General features: G+C 39.8%; 10 protein-coding genes. 1 reads left to right on the forward strand and 9 read right to left on the reverse strand.

Translation table 11 applies throughout. The features are described 5' to 3' along the window. Positions 1 to 37: 37 nt before the first annotated feature. Positions 38 to 424: a DUF423 domain-containing protein gene (locus IQ282_RS02320; RefSeq protein WP_194850294.1), complete on the reverse strand. Its 387-nt coding sequence runs from the start codon at positions 422 to 424 to the stop codon at positions 38 to 40. A 53-nt stretch (positions 425 to 477) separates the two neighbouring features. Here IQ282_RS02320 and IQ282_RS02325 point away from each other — a divergent pair, with 53 nt between their 5' ends. Then, positions 478 to 1,842, forward strand: coding sequence for a saccharopine dehydrogenase family protein (locus IQ282_RS02325; protein ID WP_194850295.1), 1,365 nt, complete (start codon positions 478 to 480; stop codon positions 1,840 to 1,842). On the opposite strand, the gene IQ282_RS02330 is transcribed toward IQ282_RS02325, so the two are convergent. From IQ282_RS02330 to ruvA, 8 genes are all read right to left on the reverse strand, one after another. Next, entirely contained in the window at positions 1,839 to 2,525 is a 687-nt protein-coding gene (locus IQ282_RS02330) for a zinc metallopeptidase (protein WP_194850296.1), read from the reverse strand. The two genes, IQ282_RS02325 and IQ282_RS02330, sit on opposite strands and share 4 nt — an antisense overlap. 71 nt (positions 2,526 to 2,596) lie before the next feature. Beyond that, on the reverse strand, positions 2,597 to 4,696 hold the full coding sequence (locus IQ282_RS02335) for a capsule assembly Wzi family protein (protein ID WP_228547185.1): 2,100 nt from the start codon (positions 4,694 to 4,696) through the stop codon (positions 2,597 to 2,599). A 99-nt stretch (positions 4,697 to 4,795) separates the two neighbouring features. After that, positions 4,796 to 5,605: an energy transducer TonB gene (locus tag IQ282_RS02340; protein WP_194850297.1), complete on the reverse strand. Its 810-nt coding sequence runs from the start codon at positions 5,603 to 5,605 to the stop codon at positions 4,796 to 4,798. Between the two features lie 104 nt (positions 5,606 to 5,709). After that, the gene (locus IQ282_RS02345; protein WP_194850298.1) at positions 5,710 to 6,441 is read right to left on the reverse strand and encodes an energy transducer TonB; all 732 of its coding nucleotides are present in this window, start codon (positions 6,439 to 6,441) and stop codon (positions 5,710 to 5,712) included. A gap of 62 nt (positions 6,442 to 6,503) precedes the next feature. Beyond that, positions 6,504 to 6,920 (reverse strand): VanZ family protein, encoded by a 417-nt coding sequence (locus IQ282_RS02350; protein ID WP_194850299.1) that lies wholly within the window; start codon positions 6,918 to 6,920, stop codon positions 6,504 to 6,506. Between the two features lie 2 nt (positions 6,921 to 6,922). Beyond that, the gene (gene gcvH / locus IQ282_RS02355) at positions 6,923 to 7,300 is read right to left on the reverse strand and encodes a glycine cleavage system protein GcvH (protein ID WP_194850300.1); all 378 of its coding nucleotides are present in this window, start codon (positions 7,298 to 7,300) and stop codon (positions 6,923 to 6,925) included. 60 nt (positions 7,301 to 7,360) lie between these two features. Beyond that, complete coding sequence (sov, locus tag IQ282_RS02360) at positions 7,361 to 14,587, reverse strand: T9SS outer membrane translocon Sov/SprA (RefSeq protein ID WP_194850333.1); 7,227 nt, start codon at positions 14,585 to 14,587, stop codon at positions 7,361 to 7,363. Positions 14,588 to 14,638: 51 nt separating this feature from the next. After that, entirely contained in the window at positions 14,639 to 15,220 is a 582-nt protein-coding gene (ruvA, locus tag IQ282_RS02365) for a Holliday junction branch migration protein RuvA (RefSeq protein WP_194850301.1), read from the reverse strand. Positions 15,221 to 15,283: the final 63 nt, after the last annotated feature.

Consider the following 15,283-nt stretch of genomic DNA (forward strand, 5'->3'; position numbering starts at 1 on the left):
CAAAAATAGAAATCTTAGAGGCTGTTCTCCAATTATTCTAGCGTCTAAATATTGAAATTTTGACAATTCCATATATCCAGCCAGAAATAAGCAATAGTCCACCTATTGGGGTAATCGGTCCTAAAAAACGAAGTTCTAAACCAGTTATTGCCGAAGTTGATAACAAATAAATGCTAAAAGAAAAGAGAATAGTACCGCATAAAAAGAGTATCCAAATTATATTTTTTGCTCTGATCGATAACATGTTTACTTGAGAAAATATGAGCAGAGCAAGTCCATGATAAACCTGATAACGCACTCCGGTCTCAAAACTATTCAATTGATCTGCATTTAAATAACCTTCCAGAGCGTGCGCAGCCATAGCTCCTAAAATAACTGCTATTAACAGCAACAAACTTCCTGTTATCAATAACTTCTTTTCCATATCGTGGGTTTTTCAATTAGAGAATTTTACCTTGGACTAAAATTACGATAGCTATGCGACACATACTGATTATAGGTGCTGGAAAATCAACAGGAGTTCTTGTCGATTACCTTTTAAACAAATCAACGGAAGAAGAATTGCGACTTACCATCGCAGACAAGGATATATCACACGCCACAAGGTTATGCAATAACCACCCTAATGCGACAGCCATTGAGCTGGATGTATTTGATCAGAAGGAAAGAACTGATCGATTAAAACAAGCAGATATTGTCATCTCTATGCTTCCAGCACGTTTTCATATTGAAGTAGCGAGAGATTGTGTTGAACTGGGAATTCACATGGTTACTGCTAGTTATGTAAGTCCAGAAATGCAGGAACTTGATAGTGAGGCAAAAAAGAAAAATCTTGTTCTTATGAATGAGATAGGTGTAGATCCAGGAGTAGATCACATGAGTGCCATGAGAGTTATTGATAAAATACGTGATAAAGGTGGTAAAGTGATACTCTTTGAATCCTTTACTGGTGGTCTTGTGGCTCCAGAAAACGACGATAATTTATGGAATTATAAATTCACATGGAACCCTAGAAATGTAGTTACGGCAGGACAGGGCGGAGCCGCAAAATTTATTCAAGAAGGGAAATTTAAATACATTCCCTACCACCGACTCTTTCGCAGGACAGAGTTTCTAGATGTGGAAGGTTATGGACGATTTGAAGCACTGGCAAACAGGAACAGTCTTAAGTATATGGAAGTTTACGGACTTGAAAATGTTTTGACCTTATATAGAGGGACGATGCGTCGTGTAGGTTTCAGCCGTGCGTGGAATATGTTTGTACAACTAGGAATTACAGATGACACGTATCAAATGGAGGATTCTAAAGACATGAGTTATCGCGATTTCATAAATAGTTTTCTTCCCTACTCTCCTACTGATAGCGTGGAGTTAAAAATGCGTCTAGAACTCAAGATTGATCAAGACGACATCATGTGGAGTAAGTTGTTAGAGCTCGACATCTTTAACGATGAGAAAAAAATAGGACTTGAAAACGCCACGCCAGCGCAGGCACTTCAAAAGATCCTAGAAGATAAATGGACGCTACAACCAGGAGAGAAAGATATGATCGTGATGTATCACAAATTTGGATACGAGCTGGATGGTGAGAAGAATCAGATCGATAGCACTATGGTATGTTTAGGAGACGGCAATGAACAAACCGCTATGGCAAAAACGGTAGGGCTACCAGTTGGAATGGCCGCATTGCGCATATTGAATGGCCAGATCAAAACCTATGGTGTGCAAATCCCTATTCTAAAAGAGATTTATGAACCTATTTTAAAAGAGTTAGAGGCCTATGATATTCGCTTTCGCGAAATCGAAACGCCCTATCTAGGGTACAATGCTTTACACCTTTAGCGTTTGCGCAAGAAGATTGAAATAAAGTATAATAGGGTAGCAAGTGAGCCTATCGCAGCAACGAGATAGGTTCTAGCTGCCCATTTAAGCGCATCCTTTGCACCCGCATGTTCTTTAGGGGTCAACATGTTTTCGTTTTCTAACCATGCCAGTGCTCTATTGCTAGCATCATATTCCACCGGCAAGGTTATGAAAGCAAATAAAGTTCCTAATCCATACATAATGATGCCTAAAAGAAATATGTAGTTTCCAAATGCCGTACTCGCTGCCAGAACAAGTCCACCTATCAATACCCATTGAGAGTATTTAGAGGCTATACTCACCATAGGAACTAATTTAGAACGCATTCCTAACCAGGAATAAGCGGTAGCATGTTGCACGGCATGACCGCATTCATGAGCCGCCACTGCAGCTGCGGCTGCATTTTGATGTGAGTAAACTGACTCACTAAGGTTTACTGTTTTATTAGAAGGGTTATAGTGATCTGTTAACTGGCCTTTTACTGAGATTACTTGAACATCTCTAATACCATTGTCGGCCAGCATTTTCTGTGCGATTTGTGCGCCAGTCATTCCATTTTGTAAATGGATCTGAGAGTACTTTTTGAATTTTGACTTGAGCTTGTTACTCACAAAAGCGCTGATCAAAAAAATAGCGCCAGCAATAATATAATATCCCATCATAATGACATCACTTACAATTCAAAAACCGACTATTAGTTACTAGTGTTAAAACATTGTTCTAATGCAATTTACTACCTATCAAAGCTCCAGTTCATTATATCAGTGCGGATTCCAAAGTTGAACCAGGTAGTTGTCGCTTCTTGAACTACTGCGTTATCTACTTCTGGACTTATATTTCTATAAATAAACTGACCGTAAACTTTCAAATTACTTGCTGGATTTATCAGGTAACCAGCTTCCAGCTCTCCATAAAAGAAAGGTGCGTTGTTTCCTTGAGCTACCATATTGCCATTGTCTGCAATGCGATCATCCTCGGTTCTGTAAATATTTCCTCCATAATAGGCGTTATCACCATTTGCAAGAATATCAAAACCACGCTCTCCTATAATTGCCTTTGCAATTCCATACCAGCGATCCTGAGTATATCGACCTATCAAAATAGCTTCATAAAAACTCGCTCCCCATGGATGTGCTAGTGCTTGATTTGAATTACCATAATTTAAAACTACCGTATTATGGCTGTAAGTGTAGGGGCGCACCCGGTTATATTCTGCCTGCAACATTAAGTTAGGTACGCTAAACGCGTTCTGATATTTTAATCCCAGCTGGTAACCGCTTTTATTTTGATAACCGCCGTTACCACTTGTTATGGCCTCACTAGAGAATTCATCAAGAACCAGCTGACCGTAGGCTGTAACCTGATCTGTAAGCTTATATTTTCCCGTAATTCCCAACAATGCATTTCCACCGCGTGAGCCGGTTTCTAGTTCTACGGTTTGATAAAATATGAGTGGATTAACGTAATTGAAGTCAAAGCCGCGGCCATTATCATTTTGCCATAATACACTTTCAAAAAAGCCTAATGTCAATCTTTTAGTTGCATTCCAACTCAAATAATGATGGGTCATATATTTTGTACGGAAGGAATCATCCGCAGTGACTTCAGATCTTACATCACGTAACGAGGTATAAAGTACCGTATAATCCAGTTTCCAAAATTTAGCGTTTAATTTAAAATACGGAAATGGCTGCGAATTATCACTAAGTACAAGCGACCTATATCCATCGCCTATAAAGTGCTGACCATGACCTATCTGTAAATTAAAATATTTACTAGGTCTGTAATTCACATAACCAGTCGCTACTGGGTAATCATAGATGTTCTCACCGCCGTCTTCTGCAATACCGCGTCCAGGAACAATTCCTGGATTCCCACCATCTGGAGCTCGATTTGTGATTTCCCGATTAAAATACTCTGCAAAACGACCTTGAGATTCCTGGATGGTAGCGCCAAAAGTTAATTGTTTTCCTATGCCACCATTAATAGCAACCAATCGCGTGTTGTTAAAAGTGTTGGTATCTTCACCCGTATCCTTACCTAATTGCAAATCAACCCCAGGATCTGCAACAAACCAGTAATCATCGCCAGCTACTTCAATAAAATGCTCGTTCCATAACTTACGACCTAACCAGCTTTCTGCATCTTTTAACAACGAGGATCGTTCTGTCTCTAGATCAAAATAATCACTGACATATTCAAATGTATATGGTTTTACTGCGGTGTGGGCATTACTCCCCACGCGATTCATCGCCGCCTCATACCTGTGGTATCTCTGGTAAGAAAACGGAATCAAAGCATTAGACCGCAATTCTTGCCCGTTGTAACCTTTGGAATTTGTTTTGATGTAATCGTTATTCGCTTTCGCGAAAGCGATATCATCCAATTTATTGTTTGCATCATTCTCATCTGTCTTATCACCGGTATCTATGCGGGTAAATGAACCACCTTGAGCCATAGGCACCTGGAAGTTTACGATAAATTGCATAAATGTGGGGTTGCCGTTGTACGTCGCTGGTTTAATCACGGGTAATTGCTCAAAGGCTGTATTGAGCGCAGATTTTACAGTGGCACTCCTGGCGTCAAATAATATAGGAATAAAGGCACCGTTGCGATCGACTTCAAACCTTAAGGTGACCCTACTTGTTTCAGCAGCACTGGGATGCTGGTATTTTGAAAATAATTCTTGATACAACTGATCGTAAAAACAAGAGGCTAGTGCGCTGTCCTTAATAGAGTCACAAGTTGTAAAGCTAGGGAACTGCTCCACGTCAGTTTGTGCCGTTACACATACACTAAAAAATAGGGCCAAAAAAGCAATTCTAAATCTCATAAACATAGGGGTAATCCGGGCTAAATATAATTGATTTAGATGGTGGAACGCAAAAATGCTTGCGACATTGCCGCAAGCATTTTTTTAAATGATTCTCTATTATTGAACTTTAAATCGTATCGGTAAGGCATAGGTTGTATTGACCACAGCACCATCAAACTTTCCAGGCTTCATCTGTGGCAAACTTGAGATGAGACGTTTTGCTTCTTTTTCTAAAAGAGCATTAGGCGCGCGTACTTGTATATTCTTGGGAAAACCATCAACTCCTATGGTGAAGAGAACGGTAATATTTACGATATCCTTTCCATCCATCTCATTTGCTAGGGAGGTGTCAAACTTCCGCTGTATAAACCTAGCCATCTTTTCATTGAGACATTCAATGCGCTCGTTATTATCCAGCTTTGCGCTACATCCTGGAAATAATGGCACCTCAGACACAGCAACTAAGTTAAAACTAGAAGGCAATTCTGGTTTTGATATTTCTACGGGTGTTTCTGTATTTGAGTTGTCAATCACAGGATTGTTATCTTGAAAAGGTTCTACATCAACTATAGGGTCTGGTTCTGTATTTTCAACGATGACAGGAGGTTTATTTCTATCAACTTTTTGAACACGCTCTACAGGTTGCTTTTTTATAGTTTTCTTAGGCTCTGTTTTAGGTTGCGGTTTTTCAATAATGAACCGATCCATATTAACTTCCATTGCCGTTTCCTGATTTGAAACCGTAGGATAGCTACGTTCTTTAATGGGCGTTTGCAATTCAATGATTAAAAAAGCAACTAGCATCGCTGCAGTAAGGCCTAAAAGGAAATTGATAAACGGGTTGACTTTTACGTTTGTCAGCTTTTTGTCTGACCTACGACTAGCAGTTGACGTTGCAGCATCGACACTTTTGTGGAGAGTTCTCATAATTAATGGTTTAGTGTTCTATAAAACCAGTTTCAAAAAATATACCACAAAAAAAATCCGCTACAGTAACTGTAGCGGATTTGTAATTTATAACTGATTGTTATTTAGTTCTGTACTTCAAATATGATAGGCAATCCGTAGATTACACCTACTGGCTTACCACGTTGTTTACCTGGAGTCATTTTTGGTAATTTGTTAATTACACGTGCTGCCTCAACTTGTAGTTTAGGATCTTTCGCTCTTGACTGTACTCCAGTTATCGATCCGTTTTTATCAATCTTAAACTGAACACTGATCGTTTGCTTACCAGACAATCCTAATTCATTAGCCAGACCTGTATCAAAATTCTTATTCACAAACCTTGTGATTTTCTCCTGCATACATTTTTTACGATCGTTGTTGTTCTTTTCATTCTCACAACCTGGATAGATCGGCACATTCTCAATAATTGCAAAAGGAACATCTGCTATTACTTCTTCTTTAACACCTACTTCAACAGCTACATCCTCAATTTCAACAATCTCTTCTTTCTCCGTAGTTTCTGTAGTTTCAATAAGAACTTCCTCAATTTCAACTTCGTCTTCTACAACAAGAATTACTTCCGGTGCTGGTGGCGGTGGTGGCGGTGGTGGTGGTGTATTTAGCATTTGCGTGATGGGAATATCTTCCTCAACGGGTGCCATTGTCACAACCTCGTAAACTTCTTCTTTCTCAACTTCTTTAGTTTCGAATTCTAAGCCCTGCCATGACATTAATAACATAAAGGCTAAACCCATAAGGGCATAGACCGTAATGTTTTTACGCAAGTCTGCTTTTTCTGATTTTTTGATTTCCATGATCGGATTGCTTTAAAGGCTAAAAATATGTAAATACTTATTCAAATGAAAGACAATTTTCATTATCTCTTTGAAATAATTCGTGAAATGATCCACAATATAATGGATGCAATAATAATGCCAGCCAAATTTGCCATCATATCATAGCCATCCATGGTCCTGTATTGAGAAAAATATTCTTGCCCTATTTCTATCAAGCCACCTATAACTAAGGAAAACGCTCCTGCTGCAACTGCAATCGTATTTGACCATTCAGAAAGGATCGTAATGATGTTGTATTCGAAATGCAACTGTCTTTCTAAAAAACGATGGTAAAAAAATAGATACCAAAGCCCCATCATAATAGCATATGCCAGACCGTGATACAATTTATCTGCATACAGGTAGGAGACATCTGGTAAAGGCGGACTATCAGCCAGCGACCCATAAGCTACGACCAGCGTATAAAAAGGTGCTAACCAGTAGAGCAGTTTACGCATGTTTACCCTACTAATTCTTTGTAAGCATCAGCAGTAAGCAATTCTTCTACTTGACTAGCATCGCTAATTTTCATTTTAATCATCCATCCATCACCATAAGGATCAGAATTAACTAATTCTGGATCATTTTCCAGCTTTTCATTAAATTCAATGATCTGTCCAGTCAGTGGTAAAAACAAGTCTGAAACCGTTTTAACAGCCTCAACAGTTCCAAAAATTTCTTCTTGATCCAGTGTTTCATCTACAGTTTCTACTTCTACATATACGATATCACCCAACTCGCTTTGAGCAAAGTCTGTGATTCCTATAGTAGCGGTATTTCCATCAATTTTGATCCACTCGTGATCCTTGGTATATTTTAATTCTGCTGGGATATTCATAGTATATTTTTAAAGTCGGTAAATTTAGAAAATTAGGGTTGATTTAAGTAGTAAAAACGTTTAATTACCAAAGGTATATCGCAAGGTGATACCACTTCTAATGGTGGTTTGAGGAAACGCTGTTGAAATCGCAAATTTAGAGAACGAGTGATCATAATAGAATAAGGCTTGGAATGCTTTGCTCAAAGCATATTCAGCAGTGAATTTTGCACCATAAATTGTTTGACCAGCCGTCGCTTGACTGTTTTCTATATCGAGATATCGTATTACAGTAACATTATCCCGTACAGACCCATCCAGTCGCAGGTTCAAATCACTTTTAATCACCTGACTTCTTCCACTAAATTTAGTGCGGAAGGGCACATCCTTAATCCGGTATCCTATTCCCAGCACTAATTCATTACCGCTAATTTCAGTTAAAAGATTATTATCAAAGCTCAAGGATATAGCGCGGTCTTTATTTAATTGCGCGGAAAGCGAAAATGAATTCTTCATTTCAAAATCTACTTTAATCAATGGGTTGAAACGCTCTGCAAGATTCACGTTAAAAAAAAGGTCCTGGGCTTTAAAATCACCATTTTGATTGAGCGTCTGCTGGTTTTGCTGGGCATAATCAAGACCACCGTTCCCTGGTGCAAAGTCTAAATTTGTCTGAAATCTATTTATGGTATAAGCAGCAACATAGCCATGTTGTAAAGAGAAACGTTTGAATCTTTTCTGGAACCATTTCATTTTCATTAACCCAGTGTACTTGATATCCCAGTTGGGCAACGGGATATCTTTAAAAGCATTGTTTTTCTGACTATCTGAATCCCGGCCTTCGTAAGCGGCTAGAAATGATGGCAGTAACACATTCTGACTGTTGCGACTAAACCCGTTTGGAAAACCATCCTCGTCCCTGGTGAAATTATTGTTACCGTAAAAATCCAACGCCAGTCGGTTTGCTACTTCCAGTCGGTTTTCTCTAAAATCGTTGAATACCGCAGAGTTATCAATACTATTGTCGCTGAACGCCGTACCTATCATAATCGTGGAAATACTAAAGTTTCCATAGGTCTGTGGGGTTAAAGACTGATATGTCAATTCATCTGGATCGACTCTAAAGTTTTCTGTAAAGGTCTCTGCATATTCGCGGTTAGACTTAATGTCAATTTTTAAATCTGGAAGTAAGTCAATGTTGAAGTTTACACTTAATTTCTTCCGCTCTACTTCTGTATATTGTTCGTTGAAATCTTGATATAAGGTCAACCAACCCTGTCTCGCTGCAAGGTCTCTAATTTCTGCCTGGCTTCCAAAAGTAAATCCTGTCGTAGGTTTCAATGTCCCTATAAACCCAACGCTAGGCGTATAGCCTGGAAGGAAAATACCATTAGTCTCCTCATAATTTACAGTAGCGCGTTTTATCGACGTTAACACTCCTACCACCGTGTTGTAGGTTTTATTTGCAAAGTTCTCCTTAGGTATATCTACCTCATCCTGTTGCTTATCTGCGGTCGCGTTTCCGGCTTCTTCATTTGCTTTAGGCAACCTGCTTCTGGACCTACTTCTAGAGCGTTGCTGTGCTTCCTTGCGAGCTGCAGCGCCAAATTTTTTCTTCTCTAAACCTACATAGGAATACAATTTATCTAAATCTAGATTTCCGTTAATACGGTGCGTGTTTGCATTCTGGATGCTATTTCCCAAGTTAGAAATACCATCCAGTTGCTGGAATTGCTGGGAGTTGCGCTGCCATTGAAAGTTTGCATCATAGGTATAGGTCGCTTTCGCGAAAGCGAGGAAAGGAAATTTCTCTAACGGTAATTCATAAGTAGCGGTAAATTTCTGAGTGTGGTAATCGGGAATCCCTTCATCTAGGAAGTTGCTCCACAGTGTGTAGTTCTCGTCAATCGTACTGTCTTGATCGTCAATATAACTGCGCACCACACGATCATTATTTGCAGAAATATTCAGGTTGAGAGATCGGGTCAAATCCCAAGTTATTGCATATTGATTGCCCAGTGTAAAATTGCGGTTTGTCAATGGTGCAATAGCGATATTTTGTGCATCAGGAATTCCATCGCCGTCCAGATCCACGGGATTTGTATCCAGTTGAAGGTTCCTGAACGTCTGGGTATTAAACTGGCGCACGATGGAACCGCTGGCGGTAAAATTATTAGGCAATAAGTTGAAGTTGATGTCTCTAATGAATTTGAAATAATCACCAGCTAGCGTTGTATCTGCTTCTTTAAAAGGTTCAAATGGCAACTGTGGAAATGCATAATTATAAGTAGCATTAACGTTTACCGCCTGGTTTTGGAATTGTTCAATCTCAAAATTGCGTTGATCTGTTTGATTGTAAGAACCAGAAAATACAAAATTCTCTATATCGTACGGCATGGGCTTGCTTTCACCGGTTCTATCTTTACGTAAACCTATCAAATTGATACTTTGGCGTCTGGTATAATCTTCTGACTGGTTTTTAATGGCATCACGCTCTTCATCACTAGCAGCATTAGATAGTCGCGTGTCTAACTCAATATCTTCAAACTGTGGATCGTACTGTGGTGTGACCGTCTCCTCTTCAATTCTATAAGAAACTGGGATATTCAATCCCCATTTTCTAGGAAACAATTGTCCAAAACCAATGCTTGTGGTAACATCGTATTGTGTGAGGTCTTCCCGACTGCGCTCGTTAGGACCTTGTTCAATAGACCCAAAACCGACGGTGCTTCTTCTACCGTTTGCGCTAATGGTGGCAAAATCTGCCACGTTTGCGTCCATATTTAAAACCGCGGCGTAACCTCCTTGATTCTTTAATCCAGACAGTCGCAATTCATTCAACCACACCTCACCATTTATCGTTCTGTTTGTGCTGTTGCGCACTCCCAGCATTAAGGAACGTACATCTCCAAAGTTAGGATTTCCCTTAATTCCATAGATCTGCTGGTTGGGCTCTCCTGCAGAGTCTGGATCTAGATCTGCTTGATCAAAAAAGTTGATTTCACTTACTTGCAAGGAAGGATCGCTTAGAACCCTTGACTTAATCTCTTGCAGCAATGATAAATCGATATCAAATTCATTAGCATCTGGCCAGATTTCTGACGGTGTCGTTGTGCCGAATGCCGTAGGCGATAACGGCAATCGTATCTCATAATAGTTGTTGGTAAAATCTACACCTATTCTTATAAATGCTTCCATCTCACCGTCAGCAAGAACTCCTTGGTTAGGCAAGGCTTCTGCATGTACAAACATTTGAAGGTTTTCATATTGACGCATGTCAATGCGTAAATTCTTGAAAACTGCTCTTCTATCCAGCGGTTCTAATCCTTGCACTCTTAGAGAAAGAGATTGTTCATTCTGGCGAATATTTTGGTTTTGCGTGCGCAATTCCTCACGGTTCACTCCGGGTGGCAAACGGTATGGAATAGGCGTGCGTGCGTCATTATTCTCAATATTTACTGCTTGAACTTCAAATGTGGTAGCATCATTTTCCACATCGGGATCATCATCGTCCAGGGATGCTGTAAAACGGCGGTAATCACCACGGACTAAATCCATAGCTCCAAAACGTAAGAAGGTGTCTTCCTCAAAATCGGATAGATACAATCTCATGAAACGGATAGCCCTGAAGTCGTTAATCCCACCTATTTTTCTAAAATTAGGATTCTGTACCCCATTTACCAACTCTGGCTGATTCAACGGAACTCTGAATTGCACCCACCTGGTTTCTATCGTGGAACCGTTAGGCAGAGTTGTATTTACCAGTCTGGAATCAGATATATTTTCATTGTTCCCTACATCCATACCTGGATAAATGTCGATATCGTATTCAAAATAGCTATCGATAGTATTCATGGTATTATCCCGATTGATATCTTCAACATCTGGTAATGTTGTGGAACCGCGATTCGTTTGGGAAACTTGTGTGGGTGAATTTCCCTGCGTGTTGTTATAGCGTTTATAGCGCTCCACGATGTCACCACTAGCGGCAAGAAAGTATTCATAGTTATCACTAGCAGGATCTTCTGGACCGAATTGTGGAAAATCAGCATTTTCCTCTGCATCGCTGTAACCATCTAGACCTATATCTTGATTTGTACGTTCCTGACCTTCCGTATCAAAAGCATATACGAGCGATTGATTCAATGGCACCTTACCAAATGATGTTGCTACCGTTAAATCATTTCCACCATCGTCTGGCAATCCGTTTTCATATTGCTTGCGGTTGTCCTTTAATATGTCTTCTGAGATACTACCTAAGTTGAGTGTAATAGTTCCACCATTATTTGTAGGCTCATAAAGGAAAGGATCCATTACCCAGAACTGTACGTACTCCACATTTGTCTGTTCGAAATCTGTGCTTAGAAAAGTCCTGGTAATTCCTCCCCAGTTGTTTGCTGGATTTGGTAAGACATTAGTTCCCGCTGCGGCAGGATTGTAATTGTATGAACCACGTTCTTGAGGATAAAAAGATAAATCCAGCGTATTGATAACCTGTGTTTGACCTTGCTGAATATCGACTTGTGGAAAAATTTCATCTACAAATACACGTCTTGTTCTATATTCAGAAACATCAGCATCCGTGATTTCTCCGGGTCGCTGATTCCCGTAGAATATGGGATCAATGCTATACCATGCGAGACGACCACGACTGTAGTTATAAGCTAACGGATTAGTAGGACTTCCGGCCCCTTGAAACGCTAATGGTGTACTGGACAGGTTCCAACTGAGCGGTGATAAAATATCAATAGAGGTTTGTGAGCCCTCAAAATCATCAACATAGGCTGCTGGCCTTCCCTCAAAGTTATCACTATCAGGCGATCCCGGGAAAAGATAAGCTACTTCACCTCTCAACGAAAGGTTAGACATCACGTCAGTATCAATGTTAGGCAAACGATTTGCTAGCCTGGTAAGGAATGGAAGTTCTGTATTGTAAAGGAAATTTGCCCCTATAATGGTGTTGTTTATAGGCTCCGTTCCATAGGTTGACTTTTGGGTTATGGGTCGTTCCTTAAGGTTTAGGAATGTACCGCCTAAAATGAAATCCTTACTAAATTGATGTTCTACATTTATCCCAGTAAATCGTTTGGTCTGTTGATTGAACGTAGAATTATTCTCTGTTGAAACCTGAATAGGAACATTTGAATTTAACAGCGCTTGATCTAGGATAATCACAACACCACGGGCATAATCGACCGTATAATCAATGCCTTCTTGAAGGATTCTTCCTCCAGCATTTACAGTCACTGACCCACGTGGAATATTAAAGCCACCGATAGGAATTCCTTGTTGACCGCTTGATTTATACTCTCCTTTGATAAGGTATTTGTTTTTCTCTGTATTCTGTAATGCTTGTGCTTTAGTAGTGCGGTACATCTCTCGATATACATATTGTGCCTGGTTTGCATTATAAGTGGTAGGGTCGTTGTAGTTTTCTGGTCCTGTCGCTGGCGTATTATCCAACTTTTGAAATAGATTTTGTCCAAAAGGTTCGACCGTCGTAAAAATAATTCGGCCAGATTCTGGATCAATTGTAATTCCTGGAACAAAGTCGAAAAACCCATCACCAGAAGGTTGTGGATCCAGTTGCTTATTCAAACGATCCAGATTAAAAACCCTAATCAAAGTAGTTTGATCTACATCTGCAGGTAATGGAACAGCTGGATTTGCCAAGGTTCCTGTAGCAGCAGTTAAATAATTGAGTTCTGGAGGATATTGATAAAAGATATTCAACTTAAAATCTTCTGGAGATAAACGGCTTCCTCCTAGATTGTAAATGTTTTTCATCATCAAATCCCAGATAGGTTCTGACACATTCGTCAAGTTACTCTTCAATAATTTTACAACGAGATTTTGATTTGTAACCGCTTGCTGGTTTGCATTTGGATTTTGATTGACTTCAGTAGCATTTACTCCATCGTTTGCAAATTCACCTACCTGAAAAACTTGACCACCTACCGTGTATTGAAACGCAACAGCGACCACTTCATCATTATTCAAACGCTGGTTCAATGAAATGTATCCTAGCTGCGTATTGAGTGTATATTCATTAGGATTAAGCTGGCGCGCATTTTCTAAAGTAACATAATCAAACCCTTGATTGACTTCTGCATTGCCGAAGCCTTGCTCTACCGTTGCAATATCACGTATCTGTCGGTTTAAAATAGTCTCACCACCAGAATTAATGGCGGTAGGGTTAAAATCGTTATTTCTATTGCTAGGAAAACTTCCTGCTGGTGCATTTATAAATCCAGGAGGCAAGACATCCAGACCTATGTTCGTAATATCTGATTCCCCTATGTCCTGAATCGCTACAAGATTACGAACATCCTCTGTACGATTGCCACGGTTGGTAATCCATACTTCCGCACGGGTAATTTGAATGTTTGTATTGAGGAATGGGTAATCTGCAAGTGTTTGATCGTAAGTATCCCTAAAGTAATGGGCCAAGAAAAAATGCCTATTCTCATCATAATCCAAAGAGAAAAAGTCAAAATCATTGATCGTTGCACCACCAGCCGCTTGTACCGTTCTTGACTCAGATTGTTGTTCTGAAAATACTCCCGTTATTCTGGTCTTCCCAAATTGCAATTCTGTTTTTACCCCAAAAAGACTTTGAGCACCACGTATCAATTGTGAATTGAGCGGCATACTCACGTTACCTACTTCTATACTTTGGAGAATATCATCCTCTGTAGGCGTGTAATCTAATTTGATTTGATTCTGAAAATCAAACGATCCTTCCGTGTCATAATTTGCATTCACATTGAGTCGGGTTCCCACGGTTCCCACTAAACTTAAATTGATGCGCTGATTAAAATCAAACGTAAGATTCTGACGGTTTCTGGGAGAAAAACTAGGATTATCTGTCTTATTGTAGAGCAATCCCAGGTCGATAGCGACGTTTCCTTGAGGAATGATCGCTATTTCATTCCCACCAAAAATACTGGTAAAAAGATCTGAATCAACATAGAAGTTAGGAAGCAGATTTTTTTGTTTTTCTTTATCGGCAGCTGTTTTCCCGGCGAGAGCGGCAGATTTTTCCCTAAAGTAATTACGCATTTGCTCCTTGACGACCATTTTCTGGTATTCCTCACGAGTTAATGTGAAGGGATATTGAATGCGGTACTGAGCAAAACGACTGGAGAATATATAACGATCAAGGTTTGCATCATACAAATAGAGTGTAGTAATGCTAGGCGGATCCGGCAAGGTCAATTTACCGACTTTAAATCCCGTTTTAGTAGAATCTTGTGGCGTTGATGATGGGTCTTGCGCTTTCGCGAAAGCGAAAACAACTACACACATTACGACATATAAATACTTGCGTATCCCCTTAATATAATCGTACCTCAAATCTTATAATTGTTTAAGTGCTTGCTTGATAAGTTGCTCTGTGGTCGCATCTGGGTCGCTGGAAAGAATCTTATCGACTACTTTCTGAGCCTGTTTGCGCAAATACCCTAAAGTTTCCAGTGCAGATAACGCTTCTTCTCGACCTCTATTGCTCGGCAAGACAGAAATCTGTGGATCCTCCAGCACCTGAAGTATTTTATCCTTGAGATCAAGTATCACGCGCTGTGCAGTTTTTGCTCCTATACCTTTCACACTTTGAATGGTTTTCACATCGCCGTTTGCGATCGCTTGTGCGATTTGTGAAGGATCAAGACTGGACAACATCGTACGGGCCGTATTTGCCCCTATTCCAGAAACAGATATTAACAGCTTAAAAACGGCTCGCTCGCTCTTTTCCATAAACCCAAACAGTCGTTGAGCATCCTCGCGCACCATTAAATAAGTGTACAACTTTAGATGTTCCCCATCAGGAATCAAAGAATAAGTGTGAAGTGAAATCTCCACAAAATAGCCTACTCCAGCGCAGTCTATAATAACGTCAGTAAGGTTTTTCTCGACCAGCTGGCCTTGAATTTGAGCAATCATTTAACAGGATATTTGCAATTGACCAAATGTAATAAAATTAAAACAAGGATGCCGGCTATAAAC

The sequence above is a fragment of the Nonlabens antarcticus genome (assembly GCF_015356755.1).
GTDB classification, from domain to species: Bacteria; Bacteroidota; Bacteroidia; order Flavobacteriales; family Flavobacteriaceae; genus Nonlabens; species Nonlabens antarcticus.